Origin of the sequence: Coprococcus ammoniilyticus (genome assembly GCF_025567345.1) — a bacterium.
Taxonomy (GTDB): Bacteria; Bacillota; Clostridia; order Lachnospirales; family Lachnospiraceae; genus Coprococcus; species Coprococcus ammoniilyticus.
In genome coordinates this window covers 335,449-355,823 of sequence record NZ_JAOQJS010000001.1, presented here as the reverse complement: position 1 = coordinate 355,823, position 20,375 = coordinate 335,449, and the positions used below count along the sequence as shown (strand labels likewise).

The 20,375-nt window shown below is 38.2% G+C and carries 18 protein-coding genes and 1 tRNA gene; 5 read left to right on the top strand and 14 right to left on the bottom strand.

The features are described 5' to 3' along the window. Nucleotides 1-13 precede the first annotated feature (13 nt). From OCV60_RS01455 to trmB, 9 genes are all read right to left on the bottom strand, one after another. The gene (locus OCV60_RS01455; protein WP_262529103.1) at nt 14-952 is read right to left on the bottom strand and encodes a ParB/RepB/Spo0J family partition protein; all 939 of its coding nucleotides are present in this window, start codon (nt 950-952) and stop codon (nt 14-16) included. A 33-nt stretch (nt 953-985) separates the two neighbouring features. After that, nucleotides 986-1,765: a ParA family protein gene (locus OCV60_RS01450; RefSeq protein WP_021944277.1), complete on the bottom strand. Its 780-nt coding sequence runs from the start codon at nt 1,763-1,765 to the stop codon at nt 986-988. A gap of 574 nt (nt 1,766-2,339) precedes the next feature. After that, nucleotides 2,340-3,296, bottom strand: a complete 957-nt coding sequence (locus OCV60_RS01445; RefSeq protein ID WP_330659660.1) for an alpha/beta hydrolase — start codon at nt 3,294-3,296, stop codon at nt 2,340-2,342. A 177-nt stretch (nt 3,297-3,473) separates the two neighbouring features. Then, a complete protein-coding gene (locus tag OCV60_RS01440; RefSeq protein WP_262529102.1) occupies nt 3,474-4,199 on the bottom strand; it encodes a DUF6320 domain-containing protein in 726 nt (241 codons plus the stop codon). Beyond that, the gene (locus OCV60_RS01435) at nt 4,192-5,475 is read right to left on the bottom strand and encodes a hypothetical protein (RefSeq protein ID WP_262529101.1); all 1,284 of its coding nucleotides are present in this window, start codon (nt 5,473-5,475) and stop codon (nt 4,192-4,194) included. The genes OCV60_RS01440 and OCV60_RS01435 overlap by 8 nt, the downstream gene beginning before the upstream one ends. A 15-nt stretch (nt 5,476-5,490) precedes the next feature. Next, the gene (gene argS, locus OCV60_RS01430; protein WP_262529100.1) at nt 5,491-7,182 is read right to left on the bottom strand and encodes an arginine--tRNA ligase; all 1,692 of its coding nucleotides are present in this window, start codon (nt 7,180-7,182) and stop codon (nt 5,491-5,493) included. 92 nt (nt 7,183-7,274) lie between these two features. After that, nucleotides 7,275-8,405, bottom strand: a complete 1,131-nt coding sequence (locus OCV60_RS01425) for a sensor histidine kinase (protein ID WP_262529099.1) — start codon at nt 8,403-8,405, stop codon at nt 7,275-7,277. A gap of 56 nt (nt 8,406-8,461) precedes the next feature. Then, complete coding sequence (locus tag OCV60_RS01420) at nt 8,462-10,063, bottom strand: D-alanyl-D-alanine carboxypeptidase family protein (RefSeq protein ID WP_173789070.1); 1,602 nt, start codon at nt 10,061-10,063, stop codon at nt 8,462-8,464. A gap of 19 nt (nt 10,064-10,082) precedes the next feature. Beyond that, nucleotides 10,083-10,730 (bottom strand): tRNA (guanosine(46)-N7)-methyltransferase TrmB, encoded by a 648-nt coding sequence (gene trmB, locus OCV60_RS01415; protein WP_008401698.1) that lies wholly within the window; start codon nt 10,728-10,730, stop codon nt 10,083-10,085. A gap of 406 nt (nt 10,731-11,136) precedes the next feature. Here trmB and OCV60_RS01410 point away from each other — a divergent pair, with 406 nt between their 5' ends. Next, nucleotides 11,137-11,307, top strand: a complete 171-nt coding sequence (locus OCV60_RS01410) for a hypothetical protein (protein WP_008401699.1) — start codon at nt 11,137-11,139, stop codon at nt 11,305-11,307. A gap of 159 nt (nt 11,308-11,466) precedes the next feature. Continuing rightward, nucleotides 11,467-11,539, top strand: a tRNA-Lys gene (locus OCV60_RS01405). 80 nt (nt 11,540-11,619) lie between these two features. Here the strand turns inward: OCV60_RS01405 and OCV60_RS01400 are convergent. The 3 genes from OCV60_RS01400 to OCV60_RS01390 form a co-directional block, all read right to left on the bottom strand. Then, nucleotides 11,620-12,378, bottom strand: a complete 759-nt coding sequence (locus OCV60_RS01400) for a sensor histidine kinase (RefSeq protein ID WP_262529097.1) — start codon at nt 12,376-12,378, stop codon at nt 11,620-11,622. A 571-nt stretch (nt 12,379-12,949) separates the two neighbouring features. Beyond that, a complete protein-coding gene (locus OCV60_RS01395) occupies nt 12,950-13,681 on the bottom strand; it encodes a LytR/AlgR family response regulator transcription factor (RefSeq protein WP_021944285.1) in 732 nt (243 codons plus the stop codon). Further along, entirely contained in the window at nt 13,678-14,256 is a 579-nt protein-coding gene (locus OCV60_RS01390) for an accessory gene regulator B family protein (protein ID WP_117822444.1), read from the bottom strand. The genes OCV60_RS01395 and OCV60_RS01390 overlap by 4 nt, the downstream gene beginning before the upstream one ends. A 242-nt stretch (nt 14,257-14,498) precedes the next feature. On the opposite strand from OCV60_RS01390, the gene OCV60_RS01385 reads away from it, so the two are divergent. The 3 genes from OCV60_RS01385 to OCV60_RS01375 all read left to right on the top strand — a co-directional run bounded on the left by OCV60_RS01385 (nt 14,499) and on the right by OCV60_RS01375 (nt 17,864). Then, the gene (locus OCV60_RS01385; protein ID WP_021944287.1) at nt 14,499-14,672 is read left to right on the top strand and encodes a hypothetical protein; all 174 of its coding nucleotides are present in this window, start codon (nt 14,499-14,501) and stop codon (nt 14,670-14,672) included. A 136-nt stretch (nt 14,673-14,808) separates the two neighbouring features. After that, complete coding sequence (locus OCV60_RS01380) at nt 14,809-15,468, top strand: ABC transporter ATP-binding protein (protein WP_179969994.1); 660 nt, start codon at nt 14,809-14,811, stop codon at nt 15,466-15,468. A gap of 14 nt (nt 15,469-15,482) precedes the next feature. Continuing rightward, nucleotides 15,483-17,864 (top strand): FtsX-like permease family protein, encoded by a 2,382-nt coding sequence (locus OCV60_RS01375; protein WP_262529094.1) that lies wholly within the window; start codon nt 15,483-15,485, stop codon nt 17,862-17,864. Nucleotides 17,865-17,939: 75 nt separating this feature from the next. Here the strand turns inward: OCV60_RS01375 and OCV60_RS01370 are convergent, their stop codons facing one another. Together OCV60_RS01370 and OCV60_RS01365 are read right to left on the bottom strand one after the other, a co-directional pair. After that, nucleotides 17,940-19,463 (bottom strand): aminoacyl-histidine dipeptidase, encoded by a 1,524-nt coding sequence (locus OCV60_RS01370; protein ID WP_262529093.1) that lies wholly within the window; start codon nt 19,461-19,463, stop codon nt 17,940-17,942. A gap of 160 nt (nt 19,464-19,623) precedes the next feature. Further along, the gene (locus OCV60_RS01365; RefSeq protein ID WP_117822447.1) at nt 19,624-20,370 is read right to left on the bottom strand and encodes a helix-turn-helix transcriptional regulator; all 747 of its coding nucleotides are present in this window, start codon (nt 20,368-20,370) and stop codon (nt 19,624-19,626) included. Between the last annotated feature and the right edge of the window lie 5 nt (nt 20,371-20,375).

The window sequence follows — 20,375 nt, the reverse complement described above, 5'->3', positions numbered from 1 at the left end:
ATTTCCTTTCCAATTATTCTCTGTGAATAGAATATAACATCTCTGTTATTCTTTCCAATTCTTCCTGAGAATAATAATTTATTTCAATTTTTCCTTTATCATTGTTTTTTGATTTGATTTCAATCTTTGCACCCAAAATATTTTTCAGACGGCTTTCAATATCATTGTAAAAGATAGAAAGATCTTTTGTATCTACATTATTCTGTTTTGATTTTTTTGGTGCACTAAGTAGTTTCTTGACATAGATTTCTGTATCACGAACACTTAATTTATTATCAAATATAAAGTTTGCAGCTTCTGTCTGTAGAGCAGCATCCTCAATCGGAATTAACGCTCTGGCGTGTCCGGTTGTCAGCTTGTCTTCAATGATCATTTGACGAACTTCATCACATAATTTCAGAAGTCGAAGAGAGTTTGCAATCGTTGAACGATTCTTTGAAACCTTTTCAGCTACTTCTTCCTGTGTAAGACTATATTCGTTGATAAGACTTTCATATGCCATTGCTTCTTCAATCGGATTCAGGTCCTCACGCTGAATATTCTCTATGAGAGAGATCTCCATAATTTCACGGTCTGTGTATTCTCGGATTACAACAGGTATTTCCTTTATTCCGGCCATCCTGGCAGCACGCCATCTTCTTTCACCGGCAATAATCTCATAGAATTTTCCTTTTTTTGTTACAATAAGAGGTTCTAACACTCCGTATTGTTTGATAGAATCAGCCAGTTCCTGTAAAGCATCTTCATCAAATTGCTTTCTTGGCTGTGATTGGTTTGGTTCAATCTGTGTTATTTTAATTTTCTGTTCTACTTCTTTTACAACTTCCTTCACAACTTCTTTTGTGACAGTTTTTGTTGTCCCACTGGAAGCAGATTTTGATTTACTCTTTGGTGGATCATTTGTAGGAATTAACTGATCCAGACCTCTGCCTAAGCCTTTTTTTACAGGCATTTTATTTCCTCCTGTGAGTCATTTGATTTCTTTCTATTTGTAATAATCATTTGCTATGACTTCATCAGCCAGCATCATATAATGTTCAGCTCCGGCAGATCGTGGATCATATGCAATGATTGGCATTCCATAGCTTGGGGATTCAGCCAGACGAACATTTCTTGGAATAATAGTGTTGTAAATATGCTGATTCAGATTTTGTTTTACATTATCTACAACCTGCATTGACAGATTGGTACGGGAATCGTACATGGTAAATACAATTCCTTCAATCGTAAGTAGTCTGTTTAATTGTTTCCGTATCAGATTAACGGTATAAATTAACTGGGATAATCCATCTAATGCAAAAAACTCACATTGAATTGGAACTAATACAGTATTGGCTGCTGTTAAGGCATTTACTGTTAACATTCCAAGAGCAGGAGGGCAGTCGATGATAATATAATCAAATTTACGTCTTACATTCTTGATATGGTTTTTAAGAATATACTGTGGATCTTCCACTGTAACAAATTCTACTTCTGCACCTGCAAGCTCTCTGCTGGCTGGGAGAAGATTCAGTCCTTTGATATCAGGGTAAACGTCGATAAGCATACATTCGCCTAAATTGCAGTCACCGTTTAACATATCATAAACACTGTACTCAAGGGAATTCTTATCAACTCCAAGTCCACTGGTCATATTCCCCTGTGGATCCATGTCAATTGCTAAGACTTTCTTTCCTTTTTTTGCAAGACATGCCGCAAGATTGATTGCAGTTGTAGTTTTTCCTACGCCACCCTTCTGGTTGGCTATTGCGATAATTCTTCCCACTTGATATTCTCCTTTTTGTGTTTCACGTGAAACATTCTATATTTCCAATAATTGTTTTCTCTACATATGTGAACATATATATTATATAATAATAAAATAAAGTGATTATTTGCTAAAGAAGATATGTAGCTGTTTCCTATATTCTTTTATTCATATAATAATATATATGATTTTCATAATATGTAATTTTATTGTATTATGCCAACAGATTAAATGTTTGTTTATTGATTCCGTGTTCCATTATATCACTATAATAGGATTAATGAAATGAAAATATCTCTATATATTACAAATCCCGTTACACTAATTATTGAATAATCAGTAGAACGGGAATTTTGTAATAGTCTAATAAAAAAGGAAAGATGTGACTTAACATAATATAGCGGCTCCGGAAAGAGCAATTTAAAAAAAGGGGGGGATTAAATTTTGCTATATCATGTGTAGTCACATCAATCTTATCGAAACGTAGACTGCGTCTTCGATGTTCTTATTATAACACCATTGTGTAGAAATATCTACTATTATTTTGTAAAATGTTGAAAAAATTTATATAGAGTGTTTCACGTGAAACATTCTATAACACCATCATCTGCTCTAAAAACTTGGAAACTTCCACCCATGCCTTTTTAGACTCGGGCATAAGAGTCATACCCATTTGAAATACATGGAACATATTCTCGTAGATCGATAGGCGCACTTTTACACCTTGTGACTTGGCTTTTTCAGCAACCAGAATAGAATCGGATAAAAGCATCTCATTTGATCCAACTTGAATCAGCATTGGAGGAAAACCGGTGAAATCTCCAAACAATGGTGAAATATATGGATCTGTCAGATCGTGATTTCCGGGATATACACTGTTATAGATCAGACTTTCATTTGTATTGCCAAAGAGAGGATCAATCTCAAAGTTTTCTGTATAGGATGATCCGCTTGCAGTCAGATCTGTCCATGGTGACATAGCTACGATTCCAGCAGGAAGAATACGGTCACGATCTGTGAGATAATGGCAGAGAGCCATAGCCAGTCCGCCACCTGCAGAATCACCAGCCAGAATAATATGGTTTTCCGAGTATCCATGATTTAGCAGCCAATCGTATGCATATAAAGCATCATTTAATGCTGCAGGATATGGATTTTCAGGAGCAACCCGATAGTCAATGGATAAGACGGATGCACCTTTTCCAAGTTCTGAATATAGTCCGGCAAACATACGATACTGCGTTTTAAAAGCTCCAACATAACCACCACCATGAAATTGCAGGACAACATATGGATTATGAGAATTTTTCCACTTTAACAGCTCCATTTTGAAGTTTTTGGTTTCAATCAATTCACTGGTGAAGTGATCGGGATATTTGTATGTTTTATCAATGTCGCTTTTGGAACGATTGTTATTCCTGATCTGCGTAAGAAGATTATTGCTGTTAAAATCAGCGACCAGTTCACATACAAGCTTTGCCTGTTTGCTCATTCCTGAAGTATCAGGAGGGGTAGAAGAACCAGAGGTTAATTTATCTAAAAGTGCCATTTAATAAAATCTCTCTTTCTAAATTTAGTTAATAGTAAGCAGTGCACAACGAAAAATAATTGCTGGCACTGCTTTTACTATAAGATAATTTGTAATTAAAAAAAATTATATTTGTAGATTATTATCTGTGATGTCATTTATAAAATAATATCTATGCCTGAAATATAATTCTTAATTCTATACATGAAATCTACGTTTTAGTTCTGTTGTTGCAGGTCGATCTCCGAAGACCAGTGTACCACCGAGCAACAGAGCACTCATAATATCTGCAATGATCATAAAGAAATCATGTTTAAAGAACTTTCCGGTAAGCATAAGTATTGTCAGAATCACACAGATAATAATGATATATATCTGTAATAAAATATAGGATTGCCAGTTTGATGTATTAATAATCATCAATACAAGAATTGCAATGTCGAGCATTGCAATAACACAAGGTATTGCAAAGTCGATTGACCATCCGGTATATCCAAGAATATAATCAATCAATATAAGAACCGGCATGATAAAAATTGCCTGTACCAGCATTTTCTTTCGATGACTCTTATTGTGCCTAAATGAATAGATCAGTGAGAAACAGGCATACGCAAGTCCGATTCCACAAAGAGCTGACCATTTGACCTTTGAATATGTCAGGTAGTTGATCAGGATCAGAATTCCTTCTACAACAATACTGCAAAAAATTGTCAGTTTGATAACAAATCGCATACGACGCATTGCAGGCGTGATGTCCGGATACATAACAGATTTTGACTTTTCACCAGTTTCTTGACTATGGTCAAGAAAGTCTTTTTCGCTTTCCGGATCTTTCACCGGATCATATTCCAGAACTCCGTTACATAAAGGGCATGAAAGGGAGTGGTCCAGAACATCTATGTTACAACGTCTACATTTACTCATAATACACCCCGTTACTTTCTATCGATACATGAATTCCATCCCGAACCATCTGGCGGAAGAATTCTTTCTGTATAAATGTTTCACGAATGGCAGAACTGAAGGTGAAGACCAATGTATCTTTATAACTGATGACACTTCCTTTGATGAACTGTCCTTTGGACATCGACAGAACAACATGGAAGCGGTCAATATATTCCTTATACATATCATCAACGGATACAACTCCAAGGTTGGTGATCGTTGATGTATTTGCTTTTAACGAAGCTTTATAGATACGGCGCATGGCGATGCTCTTAAAGACACGCGGAACAGCACGTATGATAAAATTCACTTCATTGGAAACGTTATAGGATAACAGCTTCTCCAGATTTTCTTTATTGATCTGTTCCTTCAGACTATCTGCGATGATGTGCAGAACATCTTCAAATGTATAAGTATCCTTCTCCGGCTTGAAGTAAGCAGAGACAACGGCAAAGAAGTTCTTCGTTGTATTGGAATTAAAATATGGGCGAAGATTTACAGGAACAACGGTGCTGATCGGACGCTTGGAAGGCTGCCCTTTCAGGTATTCTTTGTAGATTGCCCATGTAAATGTTCCAAGCAGATACTGGTTGATGGTTACACCATATTTTGCTGCCGCCTGTTTGATCTCGGAAACCGGGATATAGCCGTGCAGGATAGCAAAATGATTAAAAGGCAGCTTTTCACCTTTTAAGATAACTGCTTTTTCCGTTTTATAGGAACGTTTGGCAGGTCTTATATAGTTCTTCTTGTAGCTGTCCTCGATATCCAACGAGGAATCTGCATTTAAGGTATTACCTGCTTTTTCAGCAAGTTCCGGGTATTTGTACCGGAGGTACTGATAAGTCAGTTCCTTCAGGAAAATAAGAGCACCATTTCCATCTGTTAAGACATGAAAGACTTCCAGATTGATCCGTTTCTGATAGTAGGTAACACGGAACAGATATTCATTATTTGTATAGGGATTGATATACAGACAAGGATATGTGTCTTCCGGTATTACCCTTGGAGCAGGCCGATTATTTGCTTCAAAGTAATACCAGAAAATACCATTTTTTAGTTTGTGATTAAACACATCAAAAAATGGAAGAATCTTGTCCAATGCCTTTTGCAGAAGTTCTGCATCGATGTCTTCTGTCAATGTAACGGAAATGCGGTAAACATTACTTACATTTTCACTTACAATGACAGGAAACAGATTGGCTGTATTATCGAGTTTATCCCATTTAATTGTCTTATTTAATCGTTTAGACATGAAAGATCACCTGATTTACATAGCTTCCGGTGCATTGATTCCAAGGAGCTCTAATGCATCGTGTAGTGTTTTCTTTGTAAGGTATGTGAGCATGACACGGGCATTCTTTACATTTTCCTCCGGCACGTTGATACGTGTAGAGTTGTAGAATTTGTTAAATGCCTGAGCAACATCTACAGCAAATCTTGCAACAACAGATGGTTCGTATTTCTCTGCTGCATCCGATACAACCTTAGGGAAACGGTTGATTTCTTTTAAGAGATTCATAGCGTCCGGTTCAGAGATCGTGCTATAATCAACCGGCTTTGCAGGATCAAAATTCTCAGCAAGTCTTACAACGCTGGAGCATCTTGCATGGGTGTACTGAACATAAGGACCGGTCTCACCGTCAAAGTTCAATACTTTGTCCCAGCTAAAGGATACATCTTTGATACGCTGGTTATAAAGGTCATTGAACAGAACAGAGCCAACACCGACGATCTTGGCAACTTCTTCTTTATCAGGAAGGTTTGGACTCTTTTCTGAGATGATTTCAAAACTCTTTTTAATTGCATCATGCAGGATGTCTTCTGCGTAGATGATATTTCCGCTTCTGGTTGAAAGCTTTGCGCCCTCTAAGCTTACCAGTCCATACGGAATGTGAACCAGAGAATCCTTCGCCCAGTCATTTCCGAGAAGCTCTACTACTTTGAACACCTGTGCAAAATGCAGCTTCTGTTCCTGTCCGGTTACATATAAGCATTTTGTGAAATGATAGGTATTCTTACGATAGAAGATAGCAGCCAGATCACGGGTTGCATAGATGGAGCTTCCATCTTTCTTTGTAACGATACATGGAGCCATATCATAGTCGGACAGATCTACGATCATAGCACCCTCGCTTTCCTTTAACAGGTTCGCGTTTGTCAACTGGTCAACAACGTCCTGGCATTTGTCACGATAGAAGCTTTCACCGAGATAATAATCAAAATCCATACCCAGAAGATCATAGGTACGTTTGTATTCTACAAGACTGATGTCCTTGAACCACTGCCAGATTGAAAGTGCTTCTTCATCACCATGTTCCATCTTGCTGAACCATGCTCTTGCTTCATCTACAAGCTCCGGATTCTTGTCTGCTTCTTCATGGAACTTCACATAGAGACGCATAAGCTCGGCAACGCCATCTTTCTCAACTGCTTCCTTTGTGCCCCAGTTCTTATATGCAACGATCAGCTTACCAAACTGTGTACCCCAGTCACCTAAGTGGTTGATACGGATTACTTTATAGCCGAGTTTGGAATAGATCTTATAGAGGGAATTACCTATGATAGTAGTTCTGAGGTGTCCAACGTGGAAGTTCTTTGCTACGTTTGGCGAGGAGTAATCGATACAGATAACCTTGTCTGCACCTTCGTCTGAACCACCAAAGTTGTCTTTTAATGCAGCTTCGATCATAGTCTGGACAAAGATATCTTTCTTTACGAAGAAGTTTAGATATGCACCCTGAACATCAATCTTATCGAGAAAATCAACATCACCGATAGCTTCTTTGATATCGGCTGCAATCAGATTTGGTGCTTTATGCATAGTCTTTGCAAGTCTGAAGCAAGGAAATGCATAATCACCAAGCTCCTGCTTTGGTGGTATCTCAATAAAGGTTGCTATTTCTTCAGCAGTCATGCCTTCTACATGATCTGCAATCAGATTTACGATTTTTTCTTTCATAATTAAGGTTGTCCTTTCAAATTCTTTCTTATATATTAAGGAAATGTCCTTATTTTTCTTTCATTTCATAATTAAGGGGGAGAACCCATAATCTACATTATTTCAATTGGGATAGAAAAACGGATATCTGTTCCACTAATGATATCACCATCTATCTTAAGTTGTCCATTTAACAGATAAATAAGCTCCTGAATGCGGTGAAGTCCACTGTTCCATGGAGAGGTGTGACTGTAATTCTTATCAATGCCGATGCCGTTATCGTTGATATGTACCGATATCTGATCGCTAAGAATCTGAATATTGATATCAATACGATTTGCATTTGCATGCTTATATACATTGTCCAGACATTCACACAGTATACGGATCAGACTGATTGTGATAATTTCCGGAATCTCGATCGAAGCGTCCGGACAGTCAATGTCAGATTCAATGACACATTCCGGGTGAGTGTCTTTATATCGGAAAATGGTATCCCTTAACAAGGTTTCAATCGGTACAGACGTATCGATGCCCCCGGTAAGTCCTGAAAGGATAGCATTCAGAGAATCTTTCATGGAAATTGTCCTTTCAATCAGTTCATCAAGGGTGACTGTTGCCCGGTTGATATCGGATTTGATCAACCATGACAGGGAATCCAGAGTATGTCTGGTTCGATCTAGCTGATCCAGAATATCGGTATGTAGGGTCTGTACCAATTTGTCCTGATCGTATTTCTTCAGACGCAAGATATTGAATCCATGATTGATAACCGGAAGATTTTCTTCGGTAGATTCATCATCTTCAAGTGCAGTTGATTCTTTTGTGAATTCATCTGCCAGTTCGTCCAAGAAAGTATCCAGTTTTCTGGTCGCTGTATGAAGGAGAGTGATCCTGCTTTTCAGCTCGTCAGCATCAGCCTGTAAGCTACGGATATTTGCCGTAAGTTCAGCATCAGAAGCGTTTAGTTCTTTTAATTCCTGTTCAATCTGTGCTGCTTTTTCCTCCTGCGTTGTAGTCGTTGTAGAAAATGGAGAAAAAACATTATGTCCGGCACTGTTTTTAAAGGAATAGACCTCCAGTGTTTTCATAAGCTCATCAATTTTGATCTTCAATTCAAACTGCTCTGTTTTTAAAGACTGGATCTGTTCCAGCTTCGCTACATACAATCCGTTGAAGTAGTCCAGCATTTCCTGATTGGAATCCCGCACTGTTTTCAGATTTTCCGTTGTTGAAATATCCATGATATTCTCCATTCTCCTCTATAACCGATAAGAGGTTTTGTTGTTTTTATTGTACCTTATTCGTCAAGGTCATTATCAAATGTTTCCTGCAGCTGTCGTCGGCGTTCTTCATATTGTTTTCTTCTTGCTGCCTGAATCGCACGCTGACGTTTTCTTGCCTTCTTTATATGGATCAGATAGATCACAAATAATATGGCAAGAAGAAGCAGAGCTGCAAAAATGATCCATAACGGACGGATTAATAGTTTCTTTTTTGTTATTGGAGCTGCAACTGTAGTATCAGCTGCATTCTCCGTGTTTTTTGATGACAGCTGTTTACCATCCGGATTATAGCCGGTTACGGTAAGATCTGTTGTTCCGATCATATTTCCTCCATAGGAGAGGATCAGATGCCCCACGGTATAAGTATCTCCATCTTTTACAGGTTCTTTGTTATATTCGATACTGTAAGTTAATTTCTTAATATCATCATTTTTATTGAAATTCAGTTTATAGTCCTTATCAATCTGCAATGTAATATCAGAAGCGGAATCAGCCTTGTAATAGGAGTTCAGATAATCAAGCGTCTGTGATGTCTGGGTGCTGTCAAAGGTATAGTCGGCCAGAGGGGTCTGGAGACTATAATTCCGGAAGCAATACTCATAGATGGCTTTGCTGTCAGTGTAGGTATTTGCCGCACCGTTGCAGTTCATCAGAACACATATCAGTTCTGTATCACCTTTTTTACTCCAGGTAACAAGGGTATTTAATGCATCGTTTGTGTAGCCGGTCTTACCGCCTTCACAGTATTCATAGTAATATTTGCTGTCAGGATTTGTCATCTTGCAGTGTTGCCAGAGCTGACGTTCTTCCTCACAGATATTTGTCGGTCCGATGACGTGATTTCTGGTACCGGTCACTTTACGAAATTCATCGTAGCCAAGACAGGCTTTGGTTATTAACGCCATGTCATAACAGGTCGTATAGTGATTCTCATCCGGCAGGCCGTTTGCATTTACAAAATGAGTGCCAAGGCAGCCAAGCTTGACTGCACGTTCATTCATCATCTTAGCAAAATCTTCGATGCTTCCACCGGAGACAAATTCTCCGATGCCCCATGCAACTTCATTTGCGGATTCCAGCATCATACCATAGAGGGCATCCTCCATAGAGATTTGTTCACCTTCATCCAGACCGATATGGCTGCTTCCTCGATCAATACCGAAGACGGCATCGTGTGACATTGTTACAGTATCGGTCAGCTTTGTATTTTCAATGGCAAGTAAGAAGGTCATAATCTTCGTGATACTTGCCGGGTACTGTTTATCAAAAGCGTTTTTTTGATATAGAATATTCCCAGTATTTGCATCCAGTACGATGGCATAGTTGGATGCAAGCTCCGGTGCTTTGCCCGGTTCGTCAGGGTACTCGGTTGTAACTAAGTATTCAGTTGTTCCATCCTCATCTGTGCTGTTATCTGATCCTTCATCTGTAGAATTATCAGATGCCGTGTTCGTAACTGTACTGTCCGGAAGTAACAAATGGTCTGTTCCGGCGGCAGAGGATGATGTGCTGTCTATATAGAAAACGCTCATGGTAAATAACAGAACAGTGGACAGGATAACGACAGGAATTGCATGTCTTGTCCTGTTTTTCTTCGGGTTCTTTCTTATCTTCATGAACGGTTATTCTCCAATGCTATTTCTTTGTTCGATATGCAACCAGCCGGTTGATCGGAGTACCAAGAGCAGAAAACTTTGCTTCGTATTCTGTCATGATATTTCCTTCGTTGTATTCGGAATGGTGCAGATCATATGTGTAGTTTTCAAGTGTCCATCCTGCTTCCGGAACCTGCTCTAAGGAGAAGTCAAATAATGGGCGGTTATCTGTCTTGAACATAACGCGTCCGTCCGGCGCAAGAATATGATCGTAGTGTTCGAAAAAGTGAGTTGAAGTCAGACGTCTCTTGGCATGGCGATCTTTTGGCCATGGATCAGAGAAGTTCAGGTAGATATTTGCTACTTCATTCTCTGCAAAGACATTCTCGATATATTCGGCATCCATTCTTATAAAATAAAGATTGGTCATGCCTTCTTCCTGTTCACGTTTCTCGATGGCGCGCACCAGAACGCTGGAATATTTCTCGATACCGAGATAGTTGATATCCGGATTCTGTCTGGCAAGCTCCATAATAAATTGTCCTTTTCCCATACCGATCTCGATGTGGATAGGATTTGTATTTCCAAAAAATTCGCTCCATTTGCCTTTCATGCTTTCTTCGTCATGCACGACATATTTGTTGTCGGCAATTGTCTCTCTGGAGCCTTTTACGTTTCTAAGTCTCACGAGGGTGTTCCTCCAAAAAATCTTAATTCGCAATGCCCACTATGTGGTCAATTCGCAATGCCCACTATGTGGTCAATTCGCAATGCCCACCTCGCCTGACGGCTCGTTGTAGTGCTTCGCACTATAGAATTACATATATATAGAACTCGCTGTAAGCAAGCTTCCGCTCGTTCTCTATATATATAATTCTGCATTGCTCATTGTTCCATTATATCAATATTAGGGTTTTAAAGTAAATAGCAGGGCGGCTTTTTTTATGTTTTTTCGTGGGTTTTAATAAGGAAATCTGCGAAATAAAGGAACTTATTTCAGTTTCTTCATATAATGTGTTATAGAGGACTTTTTTACCGGAAGGTTGGAGGGCGTTGTTGGATGAAAAAAGTAATTCGGTTTGGAGGGGTGAACGATGCGGAATCAGAAATTTCAGAAAAAAGTGACAGCCCGTAGTTATTGTAATAAAGGATTTAACCGGTGGTGTGTCTGCCTGTATAAGGGGTATGAGGAAGTAAAAAAGATTTTAAATCAGGATTGTTGTAATAGAGAAAAGAAACCGCACTGCTACAATAGAAGAAGATAAAAATCAATAGGGAAAAAGTACAAAAATCCGCATAAAATCTATGCAAATAACCGATATTAAAAAAAGTTAAAATTTTTTGAAAAAAATGCTTGCATTTGGATAAACTATGTTATATAATCAATTTCGTTGTCGGCGAGATAACAAAATAAAAACGACTTCGGGCCGCTAGCTCATTTGGTAGAGCACCTGACTCTTAATCAGGGTGTGCGGGGTTCGAGCCCCCGGCGGCCCACTACAAAAGTCCTAATTTGGCAGATATTTGAAGCTGCTGGGTTGGGGCTTTTTTTCGGTATAAGAATATATATTTTTGATTCAGGTAGTTCTCTTTTTTTCAGGAATAATAACCGTTACAGAATAGATTCCATTTTCGTAATTGATCAGGCAAAATTCGCCGCAGGCTTCAGCAGATTTTTTTACATTCTTCAAACCATATCCATGAATAAAGTCCAGATTTTCTATATCTTCCGGTGGTTTTTCTCCGATAGGAAAATGGTAGGTATTTGTAATATAGATCGTAAAGGTATGCTCGATCGTCTGAATATTGATATTGATCTCGCCACTCTGTTCTTCCAGACAGGCATTTAATGCATTATCTAACAGGTTTCCAAGAATAATAGTCATATGATAATCGTCACATGGAACAAGGTCATTGTCGATTTTTAGTTTGGTTGTGAGTTTGATGTTGTGGCGGGCAGTCCGAAGCATCAGATTGCTTATAAAAGCGTCGATGACCAGATTCCCTGTATTTACAGTACAATATCTGGCTTCCAGATCGGACATGGTTTCTCTGGCATATGGAATGATACGATCATAGTGTTCTTCATTTACACAGGTCTCAATATAGAATAAATGCTTCTTGATATCATGCATGAATCCACGAATGTTTTTATAGGCATCTCCAAGCTGCTGGTATTTCTGTCGCTGATAGTTTACCTGCTCGGTAAGCTGTCCTGCTTCCTGGGCAAGTGATTCAGCTTTTAAGACGCTCTGAAGAAGAATGTAGTTTACGATATTAATAATAAGCAGAAAGATAACAAGGATCAGGTAAGTGTTTGGGTTGGTTTTATTCAAACTGAAAAAGGTAGGAAGTAATACAAGTGTGCAGGAAAGTAATGGGATGATCAATAGTAAAATGCTATATTTTTTAGATTTGATTCCAGCCTTTTGCTTTCGAATGACATGAAGAATTATAATGATAAGCAGAATTAATAAATCACTAACAAGAGAAATAGACGTGAATACGATCTCAGGTAAGGAGTCAAATTGTATGGTTATATCTGTAAAATGTGAAATAATATAATATGCCATTTCTTCGCAGATGGAAATTATTATAGAATAACTTAAAATGACAGAAATTCTATAAATAATTCCGGAAGTAAAAAATAAAGAGAGACATAAATTTATAATATTTGTAAGCATTGTCCTTGTAGCAGAAGCCCAATATGAAACATTTCCTACCAGTGAATATGAAATTATCCAGAAGATAGAGTCAGCTATTATAAAGGCAAATAAAATATAATATGGATTGTAATCTCTTTTTTTCTTTTCAAACATAGTTTGAAAAAAGATATATAATAATGAATTATCAAATATAAAACTAAGCACGCTTATTAGAACTATCATGTTTGATTTCCTCTTCTTTCTATTTTAAAACGTGAATAATACGGTTGGCATAAAGTTGCTGTAAAGTTGTTACTTTTCTTCTGCTTATAGGAATCAAAGTCCCATTAGCTATTACAATATTTGAAGGCTGAATTGTTTGAATATGCCGTATATTTACCAGATATCCACGGTAAGGAGAACAAAAATCATGATCAGATAAGCGATTTTCCCAATCCTGAATCGTTCCTTCTCCTGTTAATATGGCATCAATTAAATGGTATTCCAGATATCGTTTTTCTCCTTTAACAGCCTGAATATATAAGATATTGTTTACAGGGATCAAATGTTCTTTTCCATGTGAGTCAATTACAATTTTAGTTATATGAGAATGTTTATATCGATGGATGATATCGGAAAGTAGTTTTTCTATTTTTGTATAACTAACAGGTTTTGTAAGGAACTGAAAAGGCTGTACATCAAAACTTTCCTGCATGTATTGTGGATAGGATGTTACAAAGACAATGAAAACATCATCATATAATTCATCACGTAGATATCGGGCGACCATCATACCATTAATTTCAGGCAATTCGATATCAAGCAGTAAAATGTGAAATGGCTGCTCCTTTTGTGCCTGCAGAAGGGCTGCCCCAGAACGGAAGGATTCGATTTCAAATTCAATATTATAAGATGCCATATAATGTTTAATGTGTTTTTCCAAATGAATAATGTCTGTTTGTGTGTCATCACAGATGCCGATTCGTAATATCATAAATTCCTCCTGTTTTTCCAGATGCCAATATATACACTTATTACACCCTCGACCATACACAGCATAATAATTCCGCAATAGGTGATCTGGTGATGTAGATATAGAAAACCTGTTAAGATTGTTAAAATGAAACAGGTTATCAGGCATCGGTGAAATAATTTCTTTTTCTGATGTTCAGATAAACGCTTGTTTTTTGTATCTACTGGTGCAACCGGAAGTATCATACACCAGGTGAGCAGATATAGGATAAATATCCAGACAGGCTTTATATGTTTAAGAATAAGCGAACAAGAAAAAATAGTTATAAGATAAATCCCATAGGATAGTATGGTACAGCCAAGTCTGGTATTTGCATGAAATCCACCTGCGAAGTGGCGGAGAGGAATGGTGACCAGAAGATAGCAGAGCGTTAGGTCGAGGCGGTGTACGAGTAAACCGATAATAAGAACAACTATATCATATAGTAGGGCTTCAATCAGATAATCAAACAGATAAGCATAGATTGCCTGTTGTTCTTTTGATATCTGTCCATCTTCGGTTAAGGTATCTGCCAGATATGTTCCGAGTTGTTTCATGTGTATTGTCCCCCTTTTTATAGATAAAGCCAGTATAACATGATTTTAAAAAAAGTGCATTTTTTTGGAGTGAACGGTCGAAATTAGGGAGTAAATGGTATAACTACTACCGTTCACTCCTTAATTTCGACCACTCACTCCTAAATCAACACAATTTGCAAATAATATGCTAGAATATAACTACGGTTTGGGTTTTAGCCGTGATAAACAAAGGCTAAATAATAAGAAAGGGGGAGATGCTTATGAAGAAGGCAATAGCCAGACTGATCTGTAAGTTTGGAACACAGCTTTGTGCTGTAGCTATGGTCATTGCACCACTGGTATCTGATGTATGTAAGAATAAGTATTATCAGGCAGAAGAACCAGAAGGATTAGATGCATTTGCAGATAGTCAGAGATCTAAATTGAGGGGATAAAAGCAGAAAGCGATTCTTCAAATAATGAAGCACGTTATATTTTCCATGTTATTTATAATAAGAAAAATCGACTGTAAATGGAAAATATGACGTGCTTTTGTTAAATAAAAATATTGAGCGCAGAGAGGTGGATATCATGATAAAAATAGAACATTTGACAAAAAAGTATGGAGAAGGAGATTCCTGTTGTCTGGCGCTTAATGACGTTAGTGCAGATATTCAGGAAAATACATTTACAGTTATTACAGGCAAAAGTGGAAGTGGAAAAACAACATTATTAAATATGATCGGATTGATTGATAAGCCGGATTCCGGAAGTATATTGGTTGAAGACAGGAATATATTGGCCTATGGTAAAAAAGACTGTCTACGATATCGTCGGGAAATGATTGGAATGGTATTCCAGTTTTTTCAGTTAATACCGGTTCTTACATGTCGGGATAATATTATGATCGCAAATGAATGTGTAAAGAAATGTAAGAAGGATTATTTTGATACATTGACAGAACAATTAGATATAAAAGATCTTTTAAATAAATATCCGGATCAGTTATCAGGTGGACAGCAACAACGGATTGCGATCGCGAGGGCGTTGATCAATCAGCCTAGGATCATACTGGCAGACGAACCAACCGGTAATCTGGATTCGGAGAACAGCAGACGTGTCATTGATCTGTTGAAACAGACAACAAATGAATATGGCATGACTTTGCTCATGGTGACGCATGATGCTGATATTGCAAAGCAGGCAAATCACTGTATTCATCTTGTTGACGGAAGAATCCAGCAGAATTAAGGAGGAGAAACAATATGAAGTGCCGATTGATATTTCACAATATCCTGCACAACAGGAAAAAAGCGGTTCGGGCAATTATAAGTATTTGTTTTTCTGTTATGCTTATCTTTTCCTCGATCAATGCATATATATCATTTCAGGATATGCGGCTGCAAAATGCGTATCAGACAAATGGAGAATACAATATTACTTTACATAATGTAACATATAAGGTTCGTGACTGGATATTGGAGCAGTATAAGGATCAGGCAACACTTGGTGTAGAAAAAATAGTTGCAAATGTAAATAATGAATTATGTATCGTGGATAGTGATGCAGCTTCGATCACTATGAATCATTACCAATTAGAAAAGGGTAGTTTTCCCAAAAAAGAAAATGAGATTGCTATATCGGCAACAGCCAAATACAAAAATGTTTATATTGCAAAACAATTTGATCTGGGAGACACAGTTACCTTCAAGGATCAGACCTATATGATCAGTGGAATTTTAAATGATTATGATTATAGTACACAGGATGTCTATAAGGTTGCGATCGTAAATGGAAGTACACGGGGAAATTTATACAACATCTATATTCATTTTAATGATCGACGGGACTATCAACCGGGATATAAAGCAATAAAAAAATATTTGGATCTGAGTACTAAGCAGATCTTTAATGGTGATACCGCCCATGGATTTATGGAAGGATACCATATGATCACAAATGGAGATCTGAACGCGATAGAGATTGACAGATCAGGCGGACTGGAGGATACCAATATTGGACAACTCCTCATGGGTTTTATCATACTGATCATACTCACTTCACTCATTCTTGGTATTCATATTTTCCTGTCGTATATGAGTGAAAGAAATAATCAGCAGGGAATCCTTATGAGTCTTGGATTTTCAAATAGCTATATTTTTTCGGCATATTTCCTGGAGGGTTTCATTCTAATAATCATTGGATGTGTGCTTGGACTTATACTTGGAAGATATATAACCATTTTGATCTTTAAACTTATACAGTCATTACGAACCATCCCACTGGAGCATTTTGCTCCACAGTTCCAGCCAATTTCATATTTGGTCATTTTGGGAATCTGTGTCTTGGATTTTGTAGTTGGAATCTGTCCTGTATTAATATATCGTTCCAGAATGAAATTGATCGATATTATGAAAGGCGGCAGAAACAATTATAAGGTAAAGGATAAACGTGGATCTGAAAAAGGAAATATCATGATGCGGTATTCCATTCGGGATACCGGAGATTATGAAAAGGTATTTTCATTCCTGTCTCTTGTATTGATCGGAATGGTAACGATGCTGGTTCTTATGGTAAATCGTTATGTATCATATCAGTTATTGTCTGAGGAAAGTCAGGATGTACAGTTTTCACTAATATCCGATGATGTCAGCCATATGGATGATTTTGAAAATCTCATACCGGGCGTTTCCTACTATGATGAGGTTTATGATACTATGGGTGAGTTTTTCATTGATCCTTCTCTTATCAATATGGACTATGCAGATGATTTGATATTTTCAGATGATGAAAAGGGTGTGTGGTGTGAGATCGTTGGTGTCAGTGAAAAACAATATAACCGAAAAATAGAGATGTCACAGGAGGTCAGCTATAATAAGTTTGTCCAATCTGGGGGAGTGATCATAATTGATAATTATAAGAATACAGAAGATTGTATTTTAAATGATATCCCGGATACACTAAGGTATGCGGGTCGTCAGGAGGAAGAAGGATCGGTATTTTCAGGGGGAGAAGTCCCGGTTTTCGGAAGGAGCAGATTCTTAAACTGGAAGGATCAGAATGGAATCGCTATCATTCTTCCTGAAGAGCTGTTTAAAAAACAATTCGATTATACAAATGTACTTATTAATATAAATGTAAAGTCGGGTTATGAGTTAAAGGCAGCAGAGTTTCTGAATACACATGCACCTGTATATGAATATTCTTTCTTTGATACTTTGACAGATTACATCCGGGATCAGGATAATAAGAAAACGATTCAGGGTGGTACTTATGGAATTTTTGTAATCATTATGGTAATTAATTTCCTGGCAGTTTTATATATCCATGCACTGACATTCGTTCGACGCAGACATAACTTTGCCATCCTGAAGGCAATTGGCCGCACAGACAGCAGTATTATTTTGCCGATGCTTCTGACCAAGATTGGTCAGGGAATTGTTGTATCTATTGTAGCTGTCTTTATAGTGACACTTTTGTGCCGCTTATATTTGCCAGAAATAACAAAAAATATTGTGTTGGTTGATGGCTGGAAAAGCATAGCACTGGTGCTTGCATTTGTTCTGTTTATTCAGATAGTGGCAATTTTTATGGATGTTATTCAATTAAAAAGACAAAGAATCTTAAAGGATCTGAGAGAGGAATAAGGGAGGGTAATTATGATAAGAGCTGACACGATAACAATAGAATTGTTAGGTGTCAGCTCCTTTTTGTAAGATGTATTATTTTAATTCTTTCAATATCTCTAAGGTGTATTCCCATGTCCGGCGGACACTTTCAACGTTCATGGATTCATTGGTTGTGTGGATATCGTCCATATCCGGTCCGAAGGATACACAGTCGAGTCCCGGCATTTTCGACGCAAAGATTCCACATTCTACACCGGCATGGAGTGCCTGTATTACAGGTTCTTTTCCATACTGCTGTTTGAATATTTTTACCATCAGATCGCGAAGCGGAGAATCTTCCCGGTATTCCCATGCGGGATAATCTCCGGTTACTGTCAGTGTTCCGCCTGCAAGAGTGGCGAGAGATTTCAGGCTGTTAAGCAGAGCATCTTTTTCGCTTCCGATACTGCTTCGGACGGAGCTTTTAAAAGATACCATGCCATTTGTTGATTGATCGTCTGGTTTGATCGTTGACAGGATACCGAGGTTCAGGGAAGTCTGAACCAGTCCTGCGATATCCTTGCTCATTTTCCGGACACCATTTGGATAAGCCATTAAGACATCGATCACGGTATGGGTAGATGTATCCGCCATTGTGGCTGCCGGAAGATCAACAGGCTCTAAGGTGATACAGATATCCGGGTCTGTATGGGTGCATTCATGACGGATGATCTGATTCCACTTGGAGATGAGATCCTGAAGACTTGCGTGCGCAGAATTTGCTGGAATATCTGCATGGCCTGGTGTGCTTATGTCAGACATATCGGTATCAGAAAAGATAACGACAGCTTCTGCATCGGTCGGAATGGCGTTATCCTTTAAGCCACCGGAGAGTGTAGATAATTTCATATCAAAATCGTTTGCAAGTGCGTTCAGAACACGTCCTAACACCTTGCTGGCATTTGCACTTTGCTTGTTGATCTCGACACCGGAATGACCGCCACAGGCATGTGAGACAGAGAGCTTATAGGCAGATGCCTTTTCGTTCGTATTTTCCCATTTAACAGGGATCTGAACATCTGCGGTTGCGCCGCCTGCACAACTGACAAGCAGATAGCCTTCGTCTTCGGAATCAAGATTTAACATGATACGGGATGAAAGTGGTGTGCAGTCAAGAGCCACCGCACCGAGCATGCCGATCTCCTCATCAACCGTGAAGACTGCTTCCAGTGGTGGATGTGGGATATCGTGAGAGTCGAGTATTGCAAGTGCAAATGCGACAGCGATTCCATCATCACCGCCAAGGGTCGTGCCTTCTGCGCTGATAATGCCGTTTTCCAACTTGAGTTTCAGACCGTCGGTATCCATATTGATCGGGCAGTCCTTTTCTTTCACAGCAACCATGTCAATATGTCCCTGCAGCATGACAGGGGCGGAAGTTTCATAGCCGGATGTTCCCGGCTTAAAGATAATGACATTGTTGGAAGCATCTTTGATATATTTCAGTTCATGTGCTTCGGCAAATGCAGCCAGATAATTACTGATCGCATCGGTATGACCGGAGCCGTGTGGGATGGAGCAGATTTCTTCAAAATAATGGAATACATTTTGCGGTTCTATAGATGATAATATAGACATATGTGCCTCCTTGAAATAAGCTCACGATATAATGCTGAAAAATCACTTGCTTGCAAGGGATGATTTTTCGAATGCATTGAGTGAGCTATGCTTACACTATAATATAAAATAAAATATGCATATCCAGTATAACACAAGATATGCACAGATAGTTGTTGTATTATTTTCCAAGGGCAGTTGTTCGTAAAAAAGATTCCTGATATTTTCTTGGAGTGACTCCAGTTGTCTTTCGAAATACTTCTGTAAAATAACTCTGGCTGGGAAATGCCAGAATTGAGGCAATTTCAGAAGGCGAGAAATCAGAATAAAGTAACATATTTTTCGCTGTTTCAATTTTTTTATCACGAATATAGTTGCTGATTGTCTGACCGGTTTCCTTTTTAAAAAGCCGGGATAGATAGGAGATATTTAATCCTGTCAGCTTAGCAAGTTGTTCTGCTGTGATATGGGTATGAAGATGATCATAGATATAATCCAGACAGACAGCAATATGGAGTGATGATATTTTGGATTTTCGAAGGTTTCGCATTCGTTTCGCATAATCCATACACATGGCAGGATGAAGTGCTGCAACTTCCTCTGGCGTTTTGCAACGGTCCGCTTTTTGGATATAGAAATCGCTCAGACTGTAGGCATTTGACAATTCCATACCACCTTCAATGCAGTAACGTGCAATAATTGCTGTTGTAATGACATAATGGTATTTTATGTTTTGAAGATAGTGGTCGGACAAGGTGCCTAATCCTTCTTTATCTAATAAGGATTCCTGACACAGCTGTTCAACCTTTGCTACATCTCCTTCTTTTATCGCTGTATAAAAGGAAACCTCCGGATTGTATGGAGCCCGCAGAAGATTATTTTCCCTTTGAACAAATTCTCGGTATACAAGTTCTTTTTTCAGTTGCATATTCT

Bases quoted from the DNA above. Each gene is read 5' to 3' on its own strand.
- OCV60_RS01455 (WP_262529103.1), bottom strand. From the start codon at position 952: ATGCCTGTAAAAAAAGGCTTAGGCAGAGGTCTGGATCAGTTAATTCCT.
- OCV60_RS01445 (WP_330659660.1), bottom strand. From the start codon at position 3,296: ATGGCACTTTTAGATAAATTAACCTCTGGTTCTTCTACCCCTCCTGAT.
- OCV60_RS01440 (WP_262529102.1), bottom strand. From the start codon at position 4,199: ATGAGTAAATGTAGACGTTGTAACATAGATGTTCTGGACCACTCCCTT.
- OCV60_RS01435 (WP_262529101.1), bottom strand. From the start codon at position 5,475: ATGTCTAAACGATTAAATAAGACAATTAAATGGGATAAACTCGATAAT.
- argS (WP_262529100.1), bottom strand. From the start codon at position 7,182: ATGAAAGAAAAAATCGTAAATCTGATTGCAGATCATGTAGAAGGCATG.
- OCV60_RS01425 (WP_262529099.1), bottom strand. From the start codon at position 8,405: ATGGATATTTCAACAACGGAAAATCTGAAAACAGTGCGGGATTCCAAT.
- OCV60_RS01420 (WP_173789070.1), bottom strand. From the start codon at position 10,063: ATGAAGATAAGAAAGAACCCGAAGAAAAACAGGACAAGACATGCAATT.
- OCV60_RS01410 (WP_008401699.1), top strand. From the start codon at position 11,137: ATGCGGAATCAGAAATTTCAGAAAAAAGTGACAGCCCGTAGTTATTGT.
- OCV60_RS01395 (WP_021944285.1), bottom strand. From the start codon at position 13,681: ATGATATTACGAATCGGCATCTGTGATGACACACAAACAGACATTATT.
- OCV60_RS01390 (WP_117822444.1), bottom strand. From the start codon at position 14,256: ATGAAACAACTCGGAACATATCTGGCAGATACCTTAACCGAAGATGGA.
- OCV60_RS01385 (WP_021944287.1), top strand. From the start codon at position 14,499: ATGAAGAAGGCAATAGCCAGACTGATCTGTAAGTTTGGAACACAGCTT.
- OCV60_RS01380 (WP_179969994.1), top strand. From the start codon at position 14,809: ATGATAAAAATAGAACATTTGACAAAAAAGTATGGAGAAGGAGATTCC.
- OCV60_RS01375 (WP_262529094.1), top strand. From the start codon at position 15,483: ATGAAGTGCCGATTGATATTTCACAATATCCTGCACAACAGGAAAAAA.
- OCV60_RS01370 (WP_262529093.1), bottom strand. From the start codon at position 19,463: ATGTCTATATTATCATCTATAGAACCGCAAAATGTATTCCATTATTTT.
- OCV60_RS01365 (WP_117822447.1), bottom strand. From the start codon at position 20,370: ATGCAACTGAAAAAAGAACTTGTATACCGAGAATTTGTTCAAAGGGAA.